This is a genomic window from Massilia sp. Root133 (assembly GCF_001426525.1).
Classification (GTDB): Bacteria; Pseudomonadota; Gammaproteobacteria; order Burkholderiales; family Burkholderiaceae_D; genus Telluria; species Telluria orientalis.
Map to the genome: position 1 here is coordinate 558869 of NZ_LMEW01000012.1, position 16407 is coordinate 575275.

The window sequence follows — 16407 nt, forward strand, 5'->3', positions numbered from 1 at the left end:
GCAACGACGTCCACCTCGTGATCACCTGCGTCGACAGTGGTGCCCATGAAGGCATGGTGTCGGCGAGCGGCGCGAAGATCAGCGTCGTCGCGTCGCCCGTGCTCGCGCCGGAACAGCAGCAGACGGTCGGCGGGACGGCTTACGAGATCCGCAAGCTCCGCTTTGCATTCCCCGATGCAGATGGCGACTATCCTGCGGCCGTGCCTGGACCCGGTCGAAGACGCCATGTTCGACGCCGCGCGCCGGCTGTGCGCCGAGTCCGACGTGCTGATAGGCCATTACTTCATGCACTCGTTGCAGACGTTCGGGCACCCGGACGTCACGGTAGCGTGATCGTCACATTGGCCGACCGCGGCGGCAGCTTGACGAGGTCGTTGTAGCTGACGAGCGCCCGATCCGTCTCGCGCCCCAGCGCACTGCGATAGCCCAGGTAGGCGCCCAGGCCGGCCAGCGCGAACACGCCGCACAGGACCCACAGCGACGTGTCGCTGCCGATCCTGTGGGCGATCTGGTCCGGCCGTTCCGCATGCGGGGCGAACGTGCGGCTCTTGTTGCGCATACGGGCGATCTCGTCGCCCAGGCGCGCCGTCAGGTAGTTCAGCTTGTCGCGGCCGTCCAGCGCGAAGCGGCCCTGGAAGCCGAGCAGCAGGCACAGGTGATAAACCTCGAGTGCCTGCAGGTGCGCGCTGCCCTTGGCGCGCAAGTCTTCCAGGCGCTGGAAGAAATGTTCACCGGCGAGCTGGTCGCCGAACAGGCGTAGCTGCAGCGGACGGGTTTCCCACGCTTCGCGGATGGCGTACTCGGAACCGAGGATGATCTCGTCGACGGCCGCGCAAAACGCATATTTGGCTGCCGTCACGTCGTCGGCCGGGATGCCGAGCGACCTGGCGCTGCGGTCGACTTCGCCGAGGAAGCCCGTCATGCGGTCGGCGAACGCGGCCTGCTCCTGCGGGCCGCAACCGTTTTTCAAAAGGAATAGGGCGTAGAAACCCTCGTACATCAGGTCGACGAGGGAGGCGGGGGCGGTGCCGACGGCGCCGCGCGGGGAGGGCGCGGCGCGCCGTTCGACGGGATGGCTCATGCTGCGATCGCAATCAGTTCGAGTTTAAGGTCACGGATACCGTTCGGGACATAGATCGAGATGGCCTGCGCCTTGAGCATGCTGTCGTACAGCACGCCGCGGTTGTCGAGCACGAAATACACCATGTCCGGGCGTACGGGGAGCGCGCTGGGCACCTGGGCCGCATGCGCCAGCTTCACGCCGGGCATGGCGGTCAGCACCAGTTTGTCGACGTCTTCGGGGGCGCCGATCTTGAAGCGCAGCGGGACGATGTCGACGAGCTGCAGCGCCGGCAGGTCGGCGGCCACGCCCAGGTACAAGGTCGTCTGGACATTGATCTTGCCGGAGTCGAGCGCGCCCAGGTGATACGAGGGGCGGTCGTTCGACAGCGCGATCGCGAAGTAGCGCGACGAGATCACGGTGTCGAGCAGTTCGCGCAGGATACCGTCGAGGCGGGCGAAGGCCGGTCCGGGATCCTGGTGGGCATAGGCCGGCAGGTCTTCCAGCCGGGCCGTGCGCGAAAACGTCATCAGCCCGCCGGCCAGCGACAGGAGCTCCTGGAACAGGCGCTCCGGATGCAGTTCCCGGTGGGCGAGGTAATGCGTCAGCGCCGCGTAGCCGGTGCTGACCGTGTGCAGCAGCCAGAACGACGCGACGTCGCCGCCGCGCAGTTCGACGACGTGGCGGCCCGGTTCGCGGTAATGGCCGTACAGCGCATTCACCTTGGCCAGCAGTTTTTCCATCAGGCGCACGAGACGCGCGTGCAGGCCTTGCGCGCCCGCGATCGACAGGCTGGGCGGCGTGAACGCCTGGTCGATCTCGAAGCCGCCTGTCGCCACGCGCTGCAGGCGCACGAGCGGAAAGCTGTCGTAGGCGTCGAGCGCATCGAGTTCGGACACGAGCCGCACCGTGCGGGTCAGGTAGGCCACGGGGGCCGGCGCGGCCTGGCTGAACAGGTCCTGGGTGTCGTGCTCGCGCTGGCCGAAGCGCGCATCCGGCCGCGCCGCGCCCCGCTCGGCACAATTGTCGCCATGCGTTTTCAGCACGGGCAGAGCGGCGTGGAAGGTGATTGTCTGGACGTCGGGCGGCAGCTCGTCGAGGCGAACCTGGGGCGGCAACGGATCCTGGTCCGGAGCGCGCACGAGGTCGCCATCAGGGAAGATCAGCGCCAGCTCGGTCACGCGCAGCGTGTCCGCCTTGAGGGCGTCGGCATCGATGGCCAGCCGGCGCACGCCCCAGCAATAGGGATGCAGGGCGCTGGCCGTCTCGTTCAGGCGCGCTTCGTGGTAGCGGTCCTGTTGCTGGAAGTGCTGGGGACGCAGGAACAGCCCTTCGCCCCATAAAACTTTCGCCGGAATGTTCATGAGCCTCCCTTCGCAAATCTCTAGCTTGCTGGAAACGTTGCGGCGCTTATTGACAGTGGACAAGAGACAAAGCCTTGGCGGCATTGCCGGCCGACAGGGCACAGGCGTGCAGGCCGATGGTCGCGCCGGCGCCTTCGGCATCCGCGGCCGGGATGACGGCGCGCCAGGCATTGCCTGACGGCGCGTGGAACAGGGCGACGACGCCGAGCCAGGGCGTGTCGCGCGCGAGCCTGTCGTTGATGTCGAGGCGCTGGCCCGGCACCAGCGTGACTTCCCTGGCCTCGACGAGGTCGGCGCCGAGGGCCTCGCGCTCCGCTTGCGACGACAGGAACGCGGCGTAGGGTGCCTGGTCGAACGCGCCGCGCTGGCGCAGCTTGTAGATCTTGACGAGCAGCGCCAGCGACTGGCCGCGCGCGTCGACGTTCAGGCGCGGCGCCGCATGCAGGTGCATGACGACGTTGCGCGGCGGCTGCTGGGATTCCGGTACGGGCGCCGGCTTGCGCAGCCCGAGCGTGCCGCCGGCACAACCGCCGAGCAGACCGGCGGCGCACAACACGATCCACGTTCGTTTCATCGTTGCTCCTTGCATCTGATAAAGAGAACACGACGATTTAACGGGATCGCCCGCCATGCACCCTGAGCAGGCGCAATACCCGCTCAACAGCCTCTTCGACGCGGCGCAATGAGGGGGCAAACCTGCGTTGATGGCACGCAATTCTCCCCAGAAACCGTTCACCAATAATGGCGTCTGATTTCAACCCGGGAGAGCCAGATGACCTTCGAACGCCTGATGCCGCTTGCGGCGGTCCCCATCACATGTGTCATGTTGTTGTCGGCCTGCGCCAGTACCGCGCCGGCGGCAAGCCATGCGGCCAAGGCGGCGCCGACGATGGCGAGCGCGATGGCCGAAGTGGATGCCGCCGTGCTCGCGGGCCAGAACGACAAGGCCTACGCGATCCTGAAGAATGCCGGCACCGCCTTCCCGACCGACAAGACGCCATGGGTGCGCATGGCCCAGATGCACTTCGACAGCACCAATTACGGCGAGGCGATCGTCGACGCGCTGGAAGCGCTCGAGCGCGACCCGGACGATACGCTGGCCAACAGCATCGTCGCCGTCAGCGGCCTGCGCGTGACGAGCAAGGCGCTGTTCGACCTGAGCCAGAAAAACAACCTCACCGGCAACGTCCGCACGGAGGCGCAGGACCTGGCCAAGCTGCTGCGCACGAGCCTCAACGAAGACGTGCTGGTGCCGAACAACCGTCCCGCCGCGCCGCGCGTGAAGGAGACGATCAGGAAGGCCGTCGGCGCCGCGTCCACTGCCCGTACCACCGCATCGAGCGATCCGTTCGGCGCGCTCAAATAATCCGTCCACAGCCCACTGGAGTCGACATGGCAAAGAATGAAAGCGTGCAGAAACGCCTGCAGAAGGTGCGCGCGCCGCGCGTGCAGATGACGTACGACGTCGAGATCGGCGATTCGATCGAAAACAAGGAATTGCCGTTCGTGGTCGGCGTGCTGGGCGACTTCGGCTCGGACCCCGATGCGGCCAAGAAGCGCCTGAAGGACCGCAATTTCGTCAACGTGGACGCCGACAATTTCGACGAAGTGCTGGGCGGCGTGGCCCCCGCGACGAGCTTCCGCGTGGAGAACCATCTGTCGCCGGAAGGCGGCGAATTCGCCGTGCAGCTGCAGTTCAAGCAGATGGACGACTTCCGTCCGGAAGCCGTCGTGCAGCAGGTGGCGCCGTTGAAGGGCCTGCTGGAAGCGCGCGGCAAGCTGGCCGACCTGCGCAACAAGCTGGCCGGCAACGACAAGCTGGAAGACCTGCTCAGCGACGTGCTGTCGAATACGGAAAAACTGGGCAGTCTCCGCAAAGGCGGCAAAGGCGGCAAGGAGGAAGCATGAGCGCGATCCTCGATACGGCGAACGCGGCGCAGGCAGCGGCTCCTGAACTGGACATGTCCCTGCTCGACCAGATCGTCGAACAGAGCCGGGTGGCGAAATCGAGCAGCGAACATGAACGGGCGCGCGACATCATTTCCGAGCTCGTGAGCCAGGTGATGGAGGGCACGATGGTCGTGTCGACGAATCTGTCGGCCACGATCGATGCGCGCCTGGCGGAGCTGGACCGGATGATCTCGGCCCAGTTGTCCGCGATCATGCACGCGCCTGAATTCCAGAAGCTGGAACGCAGCTGGACCGGCCTGCACTACCTCGTCAAGAACACGGCGACGAGCAACGGGCTGCAGGTGCGCATGCTCAATGCGAGCAAGCGCGAGCTGGTGAAGGACTTCCAGTCGGCGCTGGAATTCGACCAGAGCACGCTGTTCAAGAAAGTCTACGAAGAAGAATTCGGCAGCTTCGGCGGCGCGCCGTACGGCACCCTGATCGGCGATTTCGAGATCACGCGCCAGCCCGAGGACATCTATTTTCTCGAGCAGATGTCGCACGTGGCCGCGGCCAGCCATGCGCCGTTCATCACGTCCGCCGGGCCGGAACTGTTCGGCATCGAGAGCTTCGGCGACCTGGGCAAGCCGCGCGACCTGGCCAAGGTGTTCGACACCGTCGAATACGCGAAATGGAAGGCGTTCCGCGAATCGGAAGACGCGCGCTACGTCGGCCTCACCTTGCCGCGCTTCCTGGGCCGCTTGCCGTACAACCCGGCCGACGGCACCGCCACGGAAGGCTTCAATTTCGTCGAGGACGTGGACGGCACCGACCACCAGAAATACTTGTGGTGCAACGCGGCCTACGCCTTCGCGACCAAGCTGACCAAGGCGTTCGAGGACTATGGCTGGTGCGCCGCGATCCGCGGCGTCGAGGGCGGCGGCCTCGTGGAAAACCTCCCCACCCACACGTTCAAGACGGACGAGGGCGAGATCGCGCTGAAATGCCCGACCGAGCTGGCGATCACGGACCGGCGCGAGAAGGAATTGTCGGACCTGGGCTTCATCTCGCTCGTGCACTGCAAGAACACGTCGTACGCGGCGTTCTTCGGCGCGCAGTCGGCGCAGAAGGCGCGCAAGTACGCGAACGAGGCGGCCAACGCGAACGCGCTGCTGTCGTCGCAGCTGCAATACATCTTCGCCGTGTCGCGCATCGCCCACTACATGAAGGCGATGATGCGCGACAAGATCGGCAGCTTCGCCGCCGCATCGAACGTCGAGGATTACCTGAACCGCTGGCTGACGCAATACGTCCTCCTGGACGACAACGCGAGCCAGGAACAGAAGGCGCAATTCCCGCTGCGCGAGGCGAGCGTGCAGGTGGCCGAGGTGCCCGGGCGGCCGGGCGTGTACCGGGCCGTGTCGTTCCTGCGCCCCCATTTCCAGCTCGACGAATTGTCTGTTTCGCTCCGATTGGTCGCGGAGTTGCCGCAATCGACCAAGAACTGATTCTTTCACCAACTTGAACTGGAGTAGAACATGGCAATTGACGTGTACCTGCAAATCGACGGCATCAAGGGCGAATCGGCCGACGACAAGCACAAGGATTGGATCGAGTGCAAATCGGTCAACTGGGGCGTGACCCAGCCGAAGTCGGCGACGGCGTCGACAGGTGGTGGCCATACGGCCGAGCGCTGCGAGCACGAGGAGATCGAGATCGCCAAGCTGGCCGACCTGTCCTCGCCGCTGCTGCTGCAGACCTGCTCGTCGGGCAAGACGATCCCGAAGGCGAAATTCGAATTCATGCGCGCCGACGGGCAGGGCGAACGCGTCAAGTACTTCGAGATCGAGATCGAGAACGTGTTGATCGGCTCCGTCAAGCCGACGGTCGCGGAAGGCGATTTCCTGCACGAGAAGGTCGGCCTGAAATTCTCGAAGATCAAATGGAAGTACACCCAGCAGAAGATCGGCGGCGGCGCCGGCGGCAACACGTCGGGCGGCTGGGATCTCGCCACCAACCGGGTCGTCTGAATACGCATTCCTGACTTACCCCGCGTCTTCCGCGGCCCCCGGGCCGCGGTTTTTTTACTGCGTCTTTGTACGGGAGCCGCGATGACCGCCTATGTTCCCGGCCTGCTCGACCGCCTGATGGGCGAGCGGGCCCACCCCGGCCGACCAGCGGGCGAGCAGCTCAAGGACAGCATCGCGCGCGACCTGGAAGCGCTGCTGAATGCCCGCGCCGGCCTGCCGCCCGGAGCATTCGACGCCTGGCCGCTGGCGCGCGCTTCGGTCCTGAACTATGGCCTGACCGACTTCGCCGCGTTCTGCCTGTCGAGCAGCGAGGACCGGGCTGCGATCTGCGCCTGCCTGAAGGACGCCATCGAGCGCCACGAACCGCGCCTGAAAAACGTCAGCGCGACCCTGGCTTCGGAGCAGGGCGGCGTCGACCGCCTCAGGTTCGTGATCAATGCGACCCTGCACGCCGGTCCCGGCGCGGCTGTCGTTCCCGTCAACTTCAACGCCGTGCTGCAGCCATCCTCGCTGAACTACGCGATCTGCAGGGCTGCCGCGTCAACTCCACAAAGGACCTCGACATGGATATCAACCTGAAGACCCTGATCGCCAAGCTGAACGACGTCACGCGCTCGGCCGCCACGCGCGCTGCCGGTATCTGCGTGGGGCTCGGCCAGTACGAAGTCGACATCGAGCACCTGTTCCTCGCGCTGCTGGAGCAGCCCGGGAGCGACCTCGTGGTGGTGGCGCGCGCGGCCGACGTCAGCCTGACCGGCCTCGAATCCGATTTGCGCAAGGAAGTGGAGCGCCTGTCGTCGGGCAGCGCGCGCACGCCCGTGTTCTCGCGTCACCTGCCCGTGCTGTTCGAGCACGCGTGGCTGATCGCATCGCTCGGCGCATCGGGTCATCCGCAGCACATTCGCAGCGGTCATCTGCTGCTCGCGCTGCTGACGGAGCCGGGCCTCGCGCAACTGGCCCAGCGCGCGTCGCGCCACTTCGCCGGCTTCCCGCTCGACCGCCTGAAACACGATTTCGACAAGCTGACGCACGGCTCCGACGAAGCGCCGGCCGTGCTGGCCGCCGCCCCGGCGCCGTCCGCGGACCCGGTCACCGAACTGCAGGGGAGCGCGCCCGGCAAGACGCCCGCGCTCGACCAATACACGGCCTGCCTCACGGCGCGCGCGCGCGAGGGCAAGCTCGATCCCGTGATCGGGCGCGATGCCGAGATCCGGCAAGTAATCGACATCCTGATGCGCCGCCGCCAGAACAACCCGATCCTGACCGGCGAGGCGGGCGTGGGCAAGACGGCCGTCGTCGAAGGCCTCGCGCTGCGCATCGCGCAGGGCGACGTGCCCGATGTCCTGCGCGGCGTCGAGATCCACACGCTGGACCTGGGCCTGCTGCAGGCCGGCGCGAGCGTCAAGGGCGAGTTCGAGAACCGCCTGAAGAACGTGATCGACGAGGTGAAGAAAAGCCTGCATCCGATCATTCTGTTCATCGACGAGGCGCACACGATGATCGGCGCGGGCGGCACGGCCGGCCAGAACGACGCGGCCAACCTGTTGAAGCCCGCGCTGGCGCGGGGCGAGCTGCGTACCGTGGCCGCCACGACGTGGAGCGAGTATAAGAAATACTTCGAGAAGGATGCCGCGCTGGCGCGCCGGTTCCAGGTCGTGAAGGTCGAGGAGCCGAACGAGGAGACGGCGAGCGCGATGCTGCGCGCGATGGCGCCGCTGATGGAGGCGCACTTCGGCGTGCGCATCTACGACGAGGCGATCGTGGAAGCCGTCCGGCTGTCGCACCGCTACATCAGCGGGCGCCAGCTGCCGGACAAGGCCGTCAGCGTGCTCGATACGGCCTGCGCCAAGGTCGCGCTGGGCCAGAAGGCGACACCCGCCGTGCTGGAGGATTGCGCGCGCAGGGTGGAGCGCCTGGACGCGCGCATCCAGGCGCTCGTGCGCGAGGAGAGCGCGGGCGCGGACCACGGCGCCGCGCTGGCCGCGCTGCACGCGGAGCGTGCGCAGGCGCTGGACGAACAGGACCGCCTGCGCGCGCGCTGGGATGCCGAGCAGGCGTTGTGCGCCGAGATCCACGCGATGCGCGCGCGGCTGGAAGCGGGGCAGGGCGACAGCCCCGGGCTGCGCGCGAAGGTCGCGGCGCTGCATGCGCTGCAGGGCGAGACGCCGCTCGTACCCGTGCAGGTCGACGGCCAGACGGTGGCCGCCATCGTCGCCGCGTGGACCGGGATCCCGCTCGGGCGCATGGTGAAGGACGAGATCCGCACCGTGATGAATCTGCAGGGCTTGTTGGACGAACGGATACTCGGCCAGGACCACGCGAGCGGGATCGTCGCCCAGCGCGTGCGCACGGCGCGCGCGCGCCTGGAGGACCCGAACAAGCCGAAGGGCGTGTTCCTGTTCGTCGGCACGTCCGGCGTGGGCAAGACGGAGACGGCGCTCGCGCTCGCGGACCTGCTGTATGGCGGCGAACGGAAACTCGTCACCATCAACATGAGCGAATACCAGGAAGCGCACAGCGTCTCCGGCCTGAAAGGCTCGCCGCCGGGTTATGTCGGTTATGGTGAGGGCGGCGTGCTGACGGAAGCCGTGCGGCGCAATCCGTACAGCGTCGTGCTGCTCGATGAAGTCGAAAAAGCGCATGCCGATGTGCTGGAACTGTTCTTCCAGGTCTTCGACAAGGGCGTGCTGGACGACGCGGAGGGCCGCCAGATCGACTTCCGCAACACGATCATCATCCTGACGTCGAACGCGGCGTCGAGCCAGATCATGCAGGCCTGCCTGAACAAGGCACCGAACGAGCGGCCCACGCCGGACCAGCTGGCGGAACTGATCCGGCCCGCCCTCATGAAGCATTTCAAGCCCGCGTTCCTGGGCCGCCTGACGGTGGTGCCGTTCTATCCGATCGACGACGCCGTCCTCGCCAGCATCATCCGATTGAAGCTGGATCGCATCAAGCAGCGCGTGGCCGTCAACCACAACGCCCGCTTCGAATACGACGATGCGCTCGTGGCGGCCGTGCTGGCGCGCTGCACGGAGGTCGATTCGGGTGCGCGCAACGTCGACACGATCCTGAACGGCACATTGCTGCCCGAGATCGCGGATGCCGTGCTGGCGCGCATGGCCGAAGGCGGCGCGATCGGCAAGGTGAAGGTCGGCGCCACGAAGGCCGGCAAGATCAAGTATGCCGTCGAACCGGCGTGAGGAGGGCACCATGCTGAACCTGGAACGGTTGCTCGCGCCCGTCAGCGCGGACAAGCCCTGCGGCGACGACCTCGCATTTTCCAGCGAGATCGACGCCATCGTGCGTGCGCGCCAGGCCGACGATCCGTCGCTGGAGCAGGGCGCCTGGGTCACGGAGCTGAAGGAGGCGGACTGGAAGTTCGTGGGCCGGGAGTGCGTCCGGCTGATCGAACAGCGCAGCAAGGATTTGCAGCTGGCCGTGTGGCTGGCCGAGGCCAGCGTGCAGGCGGCCGGCGTGCGCGCGCTGGCCGACAGCCTGCTGTTGATCGCCATGCTGTGCGAGCGTTACTGGGACGGCCTGCATCCGCTGCCGGACGAGGACGGGGTCGAGCGCCGCATCGGCAACCTGTCCTGGCTGGCGGCGCGCATCGCGCCGTGGCTGCGCGCCGTGCCGCTCACCGACGGCGCGGACGGCCACGCCCAGCGCGACTTCGACGCCGCGCGCATGCAGGGCGGGGATTCGCTGGCGAAGCTGGAAGGCGCGCGCCAGCGCACGTCGCAGACGTTCTACGCGAACCTGATGCGCGAATGCGAGCATTGCGCGGGCGCGCTCGACCGGCTGGAAAAGAGTGTCGACGCGGTCGTCGGTGCGGACGGTCCGAGTTTCAGCGCCGCGCGCGCGGGACTGGAAGGTCTCGTCCTGTTCATCAAGCCCGCATTGAAGGAGGCGGTGCCGGTCCCCGGCGCGGCCGATGTCGTCGTCGCGCCGCCGGCGCCGATGGCGGCCGGGCCGCTGCAATCGCGCGCCCAGGCGCTGGCCCAGCTGCGCGCCGTGGCGGATTATTTCCGCCGCACGGAGCCGCACAGCCCCGTCGCCTACCTGGCCGACAAGGCCGCGCACTGGGGCGAGCAACCGCTGCACGTGTGGCTGCGGTCGGTGGTGAAGGACGACGCGGCGTTCGCCCAGATCGAAGAGATGCTGGGCGTCGGGCCGCGGCCGTCCTGATTCAGTGCGACGTGGGCGCTTGCGACTGGGCGGCTTTCAACCGCTCGGTCGCGCGCGCGACCTCCTCCTCGACGCGGCGCATGGCATCGCGTGTCGACTGCGTCACCTGCTCGTAGCCCTTGAACGCATTCTCGATCGCGGCCTTGATGATTTCCACCGCGTTTTCCTGGCCCGGCTTGACGTTTTGCGTGACGTCGTAGATCAGCGCGGACAGCGTGTTCTTCGCTTCGGCCAGGTGGGTGTCGGCGGCCTGCTCGAATTCGCTCTTGATATCGCCGATGATCTGCTTGAGCTGTTCGCCATAGGCCGTCGCTTCCGTCACGCCCGGCTGCACGCGCGCCTGCAGGGCATCGATGGCCGTCTTCGGGTCCGGTGCCTGGCTGAACTGGCGGCTGGCCTCCAGCGTGTTTTCCATCGATTGCTTGGCGGTCGCCAGGTTCAGCGCCACCACCTGCTCGACGCCCTGCACGGCCTTGGTGGCCAGGGCATTGAAAGTCTGCATCTGCAGGTCGAACAGGGTCTTGGTGGCGTTTGCGAATTGCTCGGGGTTGTTGAACATCGATTTCTCCTCGGTTAGGGGACTACGGCGACCTTCTTGTTGCAAGCTCCTCTGGTGGATTATTTAGCAGGCAATGGTTTTTCGCAACGGGCGTCACGATACGGCCCGTCGGCGCGCGCCCAGCCTTCGCCGAGCGGCGTCTGCGAACAGACGATCGTGCCGGTGCTCTTGCTGCGCCAGTGATACCACGGCGCCGGGGCCGCGTTCAGGGCGACCGGGCCGGCCAGGGCGATGGCGAACAGGATGAGGACAGTCTTCTTCATGGTTAGCCGAGCTTAACCTCTTGGCGCGGCAAGTCAAGCGGCCCCTTGAGCTTCCCATCGTGGGAAGGTGTATGCTGGCACCATGAACGACACATATTTCAACATCGGCGAGGCGGCCAAGGCGTCCGGCGTGACGGCGAAGATGGTGCGTCATTACGAAGCGATCGGCCTGTTGCCGCCGGCGCGGCGCACGGAGGCGGGCTACCGGCTGTACGGCGACGACGACGTGCGCATGCTGCAATTCATCCATCGCGGCCGCGCGCTGGGTTTTTCGCTCGACCAGATCGCGGACCTGCTGGCGCTGTGGCGCGACAAGCACCGGGCCAGCGCCGACGTGCGCCGCCTGGCGCTCGAACACATAGCCTCGCTGGACCGCAAGATCGCGGAACTGGAAGCGATGAAGCGGACCCTTGCGACGCTGGCCAGCTCATGCCATGGCGACGCCCGCTCCGACTGCCCCATCCTCGACGATCTGGCGGCCCACTGAACAAGCCGGCTGGACCGGAGGCCGGCATTGCGGTCTAATGTCCGACATGCCGTTCCGCCTGCCGCTCTCCGCCTGCCTGATCGCACTCGCCGTCGTCCTGCTGGTGGGCGCCGCCGTCGTATGGGCGATCGGTTCGAAGCTGATCGCGGTCGAGCCGCGGCCCGTGGCGCTGGCCGGCCCCGGCTTCGAGGACGTGGTGCTGCGCGCGGCGCCGGACCAGCGCGTCGTCGGTTCGTGGCTGCCGGGGCGGGGCCGCGGCGCCGTCCTGCTGCTGCACGGGATCCACGGCGACCGCCGCGACATGGCCGAGCGCGCCCGTTTTCTCAACGGCCAGGGCTATGCGGTCCTGCTGATCGACCTGCCGGGCCAGGGCGCCAGCACGGCCTCCTTCGTCACGTTCGGCCTGCGCGAGGCGGACGGCGTGCGGGCCGCGCTCGAGGAGTTGCGGCGGCGGGCGCCGGGGCAGCGCATCGGCGTGATCGGCGTGTCGCTGGGCGCGGCGTCGCTCGTGCTGTGCCGCGATTGCCCTCCCGTCGATGCCGTTGTGCTGGAATCGATGTATCCGACGATCGAGGAAGCCGTCGCCAACCGCCTGCGCATGCGGCTGGGGCCCGTGGGCGGGCCGCTGTCCGCGCTGCTGCTGTGGCAGCTGCCGCTGCGACTCGGCATCCAGCCGGATGCGCTGCACCCGATCAAATATGTGGGACAGGTCAAGGCACCGGTGCTGATCGCGTCCGGCAGCGCCGACCTGCATACGACCCTGGCCGAAACGCAGCGGCTGTACGAGGCCGCCGCGCAGCCGAAAGCGTTGTGGGTGGTGGAGGGCGCCGCGCACGTGAACCTGCATGCGTACGCGCGCGAGGAGTACGAGCGGCGCATCGGCGCTTTCCTGGCGGCGCATCTGGATCCGGTATCGGTCGCGGACGAACGTTGAAACGCAAAACGCCGCAATCCTTTTGCAAAGATTGCGGCGTTTTGCGCCAGTATCCTGGTGGTCTCGAAGACCGGGTAGCTTTTGGTGCCCACGGAGGGACTCGAACCCCCACACCTCGCGGCACATGGACCTGAACCATGCGCGTCTACCAATTCCGCCACGTGGGCATGCAAAACATCAAAACGTACAACAAACTANACTCGAACCCCCACACCTCGCGGCACATGGACCTGAACCATGCGCGTCTACCAATTCCGCCACGTGGGCATGCAAAACATCAAAACGTACAACAAACTGCGGTAGCTTCTGGTGCCCACGGAGGGACTCGAACCCCCACACCTCGCGGCACATGGACCTGAACCATGCGCGTCTACCAATTCCGCCACGTGGGCATGCAAAACATCAAAACGTACAACAAACTNACTCGAACCCCCACACCTCGCGGCACATGGACCTGAACCATGCGCGTCTACCAATTCCGCCACGTGGGCATGCAAAACATCAAAACGTACAACAAACTACGGTAGCTTCTGGTGCCCACGGAGGGACTCGAACCCCCACACCTCGCGGCACATGGACCTGAACCATGCGCGTCTACCAATTCCGCCACGTGGGCATACAAAACCACTTCAATGCTCGCCAGCTGGTGCCCACGGAGGGACTCGAACCCCCACACCTCGCGGCACATGGACCTGAACCATGCGCGTCTACCAATTCCGCCACGTGGGCATTGGACCGCTTTGCTTGCATTGCTCGACGTTGCCGTCGAATTCCGCTACGATATCAGGCTTTGCCGTTTTGCGCTAGACCAACTTTCGATCGATCCCGGCGCGCATCGCCTGCGCAGCGCCTTCGTTTTCGGCTGGGCCGTTTCCGAAGAGACCGAAAGTATAGCGGATGGATGGCAAATGTCAAAGTCCCTCCGAGCGGGACTATCCCTGCACGCTTCACGGACGACGTTAGGCGAATCCGCCGGTCCTCCGTTACACTACGCGTGCCTACGTGTCAATGTAACGATATCCGCGCCGTCAGATGGACGGCGCCACCACCAAGAAGATAAAGAATACAAATTTGAAGCACCCAACACATACCATTCCAAGCCGCGAGGAAATCCTCGGCGTGTTCCGTGAGGCCAAGGGCCCGCTCGACAGCGGCGCCCTGGCCCGAGCCCTGCAAGTCAACCCGGAAGCGGAAGGCGTGCTCACGCGCCGCTTGAATGCGATGGAGCGCGACGGCCAGTTGCGCGCCAATCCCGCGGGCGAATATGCGCTCACGGACCACTCAAGTTTCATTTCCGGCCGCATCAGCGCGCACCGCGACGGCTTCGGCTTCGTCATCCCGGACGAGGGCGGCGAAGACCTGTTCCTGCCCGATAAGGAAATGCAGAAAGTCCTGCACGGCGACCGCGTGCTGGCCCGCGTCGTCGGCACCGACCGCCGCGGCCGCGCCGAAGGCACCATCGTCGAAGTCACGGAACGCGCCAACACCCACGTCATCGGCCGCCTGCTGAACGAGAACGGCGTCTGGGTCGTCGCACCGGAAGACAAGCGCATCGGCCAGGACATCCTCGTGTCCGGCTCGCCGGGCAAGGCGAAGTCCGGCCAGGTCGTCAGCGTCGAACTCCTCGAGCAGCCGTCGCGCTTCCGCCAGCCCACCGGCAAGATCGTCGAAGTGCTCGGCGAACTGGACGACCCGGGCATGGAGATCGAGATCGCCGTGCGCAAGTTCGGCGTGCCGCACATCTTTTCGCCGGCCGCCATCAAGCAGGCCAATAAACTGCCGAACGAAGTGCGCGACGCCGACCTCGCGGACCGCGTCGATCTGCGCGACGTGCCGCTCGTCACGATCGACGGCGCGGATGCACGCGACTTCGACGATGCCGTCTACTGCGAACCCGTCAAGATCGGCCGCACGAAGGGTTATCGCCTGCTGGTCGCCATCGCCGACGTGAGCCACTACGTGAAGCCGAACGATGCGCTCGACGGCGATGCGATCGAACGCTCGACGTCCGTGTACTTCCCGCGCCGTGTGATCCCGATGCTGCCGGAAAAGCTGTCGAACGGCCTGTGCTCGCTGAACCCGGCCGTCGATCGCCTCACGCTCGTGTGCGACATGGTCGTCACGATGGACGGCGAAGTGAAGGCGTACCAGTTCTACCCGGCCGTGATGCACTCGGCGGCGCGCCTGACCTATGACGAGGTCGCCGCCATCCTGGGCAACACGAACGGACCCGAAGCGGGCCGCCGCCCCGGCATCGTGCCGCACCTGCTGAACCTGAACGAAGTGTTCCGCGCGCTGCTGCAGGCACGCCAGGAGCGGGGCGCCATCGACTTCGAGACGACCGAAACGTATATCGTCTGCAATGCGATGGGCAAGATCGAAAAAATCCTGCCGCGCACCCGCAACGACGCGCACCGCCTGATCGAGGAATGCATGCTGGCCGCCAACGTGTGCGCCGCGGACTTCCTGATCCGCCACGACCAGCCGAGCACGTTCCGCATCCACGCGGTGCCGACCGAGGAAAAGCTGAACCAGCTGCGCACCTTCCTGAAGCAGGTGGGCCTGAACCTGGGCGGCGGCACGACGCCGCAGGCGCGCGACTACGCCGAGCTGATGACGCGCATCAAGGAGCGTCCGGACGCCACGCTGCTGCAGACGATGCTGCTGCGTTCGATGCAGCAGGCCGTCTACAGCCCGGACAACGTCGGCCACTTCGGCCTTGCGTACGAAGCTTATGCGCACTTCACGAGCCCGATCCGCCGCTACCCCGACCTGCTGACGCACCGCGCCATCAAGGCCGTGCTGAAGGGCAAGAAGTACGAGCCGACCGGTATCGACCTGTCCAAGCTGAACACGACCGTGTCGAAAGCGGTGCGCAAGCAGGCGACGAAGGACAAGGCCGAAGGCAAGCAAAAGGATCCGAAGGACCTGACGATCTGGGATGCCCTGGGCGTGCACTGCTCGGCCAACGAACGCCGTGCCGACGAGGCGTCGCGCGACGTCGAGAACTGGCTCAAGTGCTACTACATGAAGGACAAACTCGGCGAGGAATTCACGGGCGTGATCTCGGGCGTGACGCCGTTCGGCATCTTCGTCCAGCTCGACCAGCTGTTCGTCGAAGGCCTCGTGCACGTCACGGGCCTCGGCACGGATTATTTCCAGTACGACGAAGCCCGCCACGAACTGCGTGGCGAACGCACGGGCCAGGTGTACCAGCTGACGGGACGCGTCACGGTGCAGGTGGCGCGCGTCGACCTGGAATCGCGCAAGATCGACCTCGTGCTGGCGCAGCCGAAAGACGTGGAGCCGGCGCCGCTGGAACGTGCCCGTGCCGCCGCGCTGGACTCCATGGAGCCGAAGGCACCGCGCCGCAGGAAAGCAAAAGCGGCGAAGAACGGTGCCGTGCCGGTCTCGCAGCAGGAAGCCCGCGCAACGCCGGCCGAACCGGCCGCCTCCACGTTCGGCGCCACCGACGAAGGCGAAGAGGATGTCGTGTTCGTGCCGCCCACGCGCGGCCGCCGCGGCCCCCGCAACGCCTCATCCGCAGCAAAACCGACCGCGACGAAAAAGACCGCGGCGAATAAAAGCGCTCCCACAAAGAGCGCCTCCAAAACCAGGAAGAAGAAGTAACG

The 16407-nt window shown here is 66.3% G+C and carries 16 protein-coding genes and 4 tRNA genes; 11 read left to right on the forward strand and 9 right to left on the reverse strand.

Going from position 1 to position 16407, the window contains the following annotated elements; all coding sequences use genetic code 11:
• Positions 1-174 precede the first annotated feature (174 nt).
• Entirely contained in the window at positions 175-333 is a 159-nt protein-coding gene (locus tag ASD28_RS31800; RefSeq protein ID WP_162254581.1) for a hypothetical protein, read from the forward strand.
• Here ASD28_RS31800 and icmH read toward each other — a convergent pair.
• From icmH to tssJ, 3 genes are read right to left on the reverse strand one after another with little or no spacing between them, the layout of a single operon-like run.
• Positions 320-1081, reverse strand: a complete 762-nt coding sequence (gene icmH / locus ASD28_RS13135; protein ID WP_056128087.1) for a type IVB secretion system protein IcmH/DotU — start codon at positions 1079-1081, stop codon at positions 320-322. The genes ASD28_RS31800 and icmH overlap by 14 nt on opposite strands.
• Complete coding sequence (gene tssK / locus ASD28_RS13140; RefSeq protein ID WP_056128097.1) at positions 1078-2424, reverse strand: type VI secretion system baseplate subunit TssK; 1347 nt, start codon at positions 2422-2424, stop codon at positions 1078-1080. Before tssK ends, icmH begins: the two co-directional genes overlap by 4 nt.
• Positions 2425-2470: 46 nt before the next feature.
• Positions 2471-2998, reverse strand: a complete 528-nt coding sequence (gene tssJ, locus ASD28_RS13145) for a type VI secretion system lipoprotein TssJ (RefSeq protein WP_056128101.1) — start codon at positions 2996-2998, stop codon at positions 2471-2473.
• Positions 2999-3196: 198 nt separating this feature from the next.
• Here tssJ and ASD28_RS13150 point away from each other — a divergent pair, with 198 nt between their 5' ends.
• The 7 genes from ASD28_RS13150 (at position 3197) to tssA (ending at position 10532) form a co-directional block, all read left to right on the forward strand.
• On the forward strand, positions 3197-3790 hold the full coding sequence (locus ASD28_RS13150; protein WP_056128106.1) for a M48 family metallopeptidase: 594 nt from the start codon (positions 3197-3199) through the stop codon (positions 3788-3790).
• 26 nt (positions 3791-3816) lie between these two features.
• Complete coding sequence (tssB, locus tag ASD28_RS13155) at positions 3817-4332, forward strand: type VI secretion system contractile sheath small subunit (protein ID WP_056128108.1); 516 nt, start codon at positions 3817-3819, stop codon at positions 4330-4332.
• Positions 4329-5822, forward strand: coding sequence for a type VI secretion system contractile sheath large subunit (gene tssC / locus ASD28_RS13160; protein WP_056128114.1), 1494 nt, complete (start codon positions 4329-4331; stop codon positions 5820-5822). Before tssB ends, tssC begins: the two co-directional genes overlap by 4 nt.
• A 30-nt stretch (positions 5823-5852) precedes the next feature.
• Positions 5853-6344, forward strand: a complete 492-nt coding sequence (locus ASD28_RS13165; RefSeq protein ID WP_056128117.1) for a type VI secretion system tube protein Hcp — start codon at positions 5853-5855, stop codon at positions 6342-6344.
• Between the two features lie 81 nt (positions 6345-6425).
• Positions 6426-6923 carry a type VI secretion system baseplate subunit TssE gene (gene tssE / locus ASD28_RS13170; RefSeq protein ID WP_056128120.1) on the forward strand — a complete coding sequence of 166 codons (498 nt, stop codon included), beginning with the start codon at positions 6426-6428 and terminating at the stop codon, positions 6921-6923.
• A complete protein-coding gene (gene tssH, locus ASD28_RS13175; protein ID WP_056128122.1) occupies positions 6908-9547 on the forward strand; it encodes a type VI secretion system ATPase TssH in 2640 nt (879 codons plus the stop codon). Before tssE ends, tssH begins: the two co-directional genes overlap by 16 nt.
• 10 nt (positions 9548-9557) lie before the next feature.
• Positions 9558-10532: a type VI secretion system protein TssA gene (tssA, locus tag ASD28_RS13180; protein WP_056128491.1), complete on the forward strand. Its 975-nt coding sequence runs from the start codon at positions 9558-9560 to the stop codon at positions 10530-10532.
• A 1-nt stretch (position 10533) separates the two neighbouring features.
• Here the strand turns inward: tssA and phaP are convergent, their stop codons facing one another.
• Both phaP and ASD28_RS13190 read right to left on the reverse strand, forming a co-directional pair.
• Positions 10534-11091, reverse strand: coding sequence for a TIGR01841 family phasin (gene phaP / locus ASD28_RS13185; protein WP_056128124.1), 558 nt, complete (start codon positions 11089-11091; stop codon positions 10534-10536).
• A 59-nt stretch (positions 11092-11150) separates the two neighbouring features.
• Positions 11151-11354, reverse strand: a complete 204-nt coding sequence (locus tag ASD28_RS13190; protein ID WP_056128128.1) for a hypothetical protein — start codon at positions 11352-11354, stop codon at positions 11151-11153.
• An 82-nt stretch (positions 11355-11436) separates the two neighbouring features.
• Here ASD28_RS13190 and cueR point away from each other — a divergent pair, with 82 nt between their 5' ends.
• The gene (cueR, locus tag ASD28_RS13195; RefSeq protein ID WP_056128131.1) at positions 11437-11841 is read left to right on the forward strand and encodes a Cu(I)-responsive transcriptional regulator; all 405 of its coding nucleotides are present in this window, start codon (positions 11437-11439) and stop codon (positions 11839-11841) included.
• A 37-nt stretch (positions 11842-11878) separates the two neighbouring features.
• Positions 11879-12775, forward strand: a complete 897-nt coding sequence (locus tag ASD28_RS13200) for an alpha/beta hydrolase (protein ID WP_229412354.1) — start codon at positions 11879-11881, stop codon at positions 12773-12775.
• Positions 12776-12857: 82 nt separating this feature from the next.
• Here the strand turns inward: ASD28_RS13200 and ASD28_RS13205 are convergent.
• The 4 genes from ASD28_RS13205 to ASD28_RS13220 form a co-directional block, all read right to left on the reverse strand.
• Positions 12858-12942: transfer RNA gene (locus ASD28_RS13205), tRNA-Leu, on the reverse strand.
• A 140-nt stretch (positions 12943-13082) separates the two neighbouring features.
• Positions 13083-13167: transfer RNA gene (locus ASD28_RS13210), tRNA-Leu, on the reverse strand.
• Positions 13168-13306: 139 nt separating this feature from the next.
• Positions 13307-13391: transfer RNA gene (locus tag ASD28_RS13215), tRNA-Leu, on the reverse strand.
• Between the two features lie 28 nt (positions 13392-13419).
• Positions 13420-13504: transfer RNA gene (locus tag ASD28_RS13220), tRNA-Leu, on the reverse strand.
• A 303-nt stretch (positions 13505-13807) separates the two neighbouring features.
• On the opposite strand from ASD28_RS13220, the gene rnr reads away from it, so the two are divergent.
• Positions 13808-16405, forward strand: coding sequence for a ribonuclease R (rnr, locus tag ASD28_RS13225; protein ID WP_056128134.1), 2598 nt, complete (start codon positions 13808-13810; stop codon positions 16403-16405).
• Positions 16406-16407: the final 2 nt, after the last annotated feature.

Coding starts and splice junctions, on each gene's coding strand:
- cueR (WP_056128131.1), top strand. CDS start 11,437: ATGAACGACACATATTTCAACATCGGCGAGGCGGCCAAGGCGTCCGGC.
- tssC (WP_056128114.1), top strand. CDS start 4,329: ATGAGCGCGATCCTCGATACGGCGAACGCGGCGCAGGCAGCGGCTCCT.
- tssK (WP_056128097.1), bottom strand. CDS start 2,424: ATGAACATTCCGGCGAAAGTTTTATGGGGCGAAGGGCTGTTCCTGCGT.
- ASD28_RS13165 (WP_056128117.1), top strand. CDS start 5,853: ATGGCAATTGACGTGTACCTGCAAATCGACGGCATCAAGGGCGAATCG.
- tssB (WP_056128108.1), top strand. CDS start 3,817: ATGGCAAAGAATGAAAGCGTGCAGAAACGCCTGCAGAAGGTGCGCGCG.
- ASD28_RS13200 (WP_229412354.1), top strand. CDS start 11,879: ATGTCCGACATGCCGTTCCGCCTGCCGCTCTCCGCCTGCCTGATCGCA.
- tssE (WP_056128120.1), top strand. CDS start 6,426: ATGACCGCCTATGTTCCCGGCCTGCTCGACCGCCTGATGGGCGAGCGG.
- tssA (WP_056128491.1), top strand. CDS start 9,558: ATGCTGAACCTGGAACGGTTGCTCGCGCCCGTCAGCGCGGACAAGCCC.
- ASD28_RS31800 (WP_162254581.1), top strand. CDS start 175: ATGCAGATGGCGACTATCCTGCGGCCGTGCCTGGACCCGGTCGAAGAC.
- ASD28_RS13150 (WP_056128106.1), top strand. CDS start 3,197: ATGACCTTCGAACGCCTGATGCCGCTTGCGGCGGTCCCCATCACATGT.
- tssJ (WP_056128101.1), bottom strand. CDS start 2,998: ATGAAACGAACGTGGATCGTGTTGTGCGCCGCCGGTCTGCTCGGCGGT.
- ASD28_RS13190 (WP_056128128.1), bottom strand. CDS start 11,354: ATGAAGAAGACTGTCCTCATCCTGTTCGCCATCGCCCTGGCCGGCCCG.
- icmH (WP_056128087.1), bottom strand. CDS start 1,081: ATGAGCCATCCCGTCGAACGGCGCGCCGCGCCCTCCCCGCGCGGCGCC.
- phaP (WP_056128124.1), bottom strand. CDS start 11,091: ATGTTCAACAACCCCGAGCAATTCGCAAACGCCACCAAGACCCTGTTC.
- rnr (WP_056128134.1), top strand. CDS start 13,808: ATGGACGGCGCCACCACCAAGAAGATAAAGAATACAAATTTGAAGCAC.
- tssH (WP_056128122.1), top strand. CDS start 6,908: ATGGATATCAACCTGAAGACCCTGATCGCCAAGCTGAACGACGTCACG.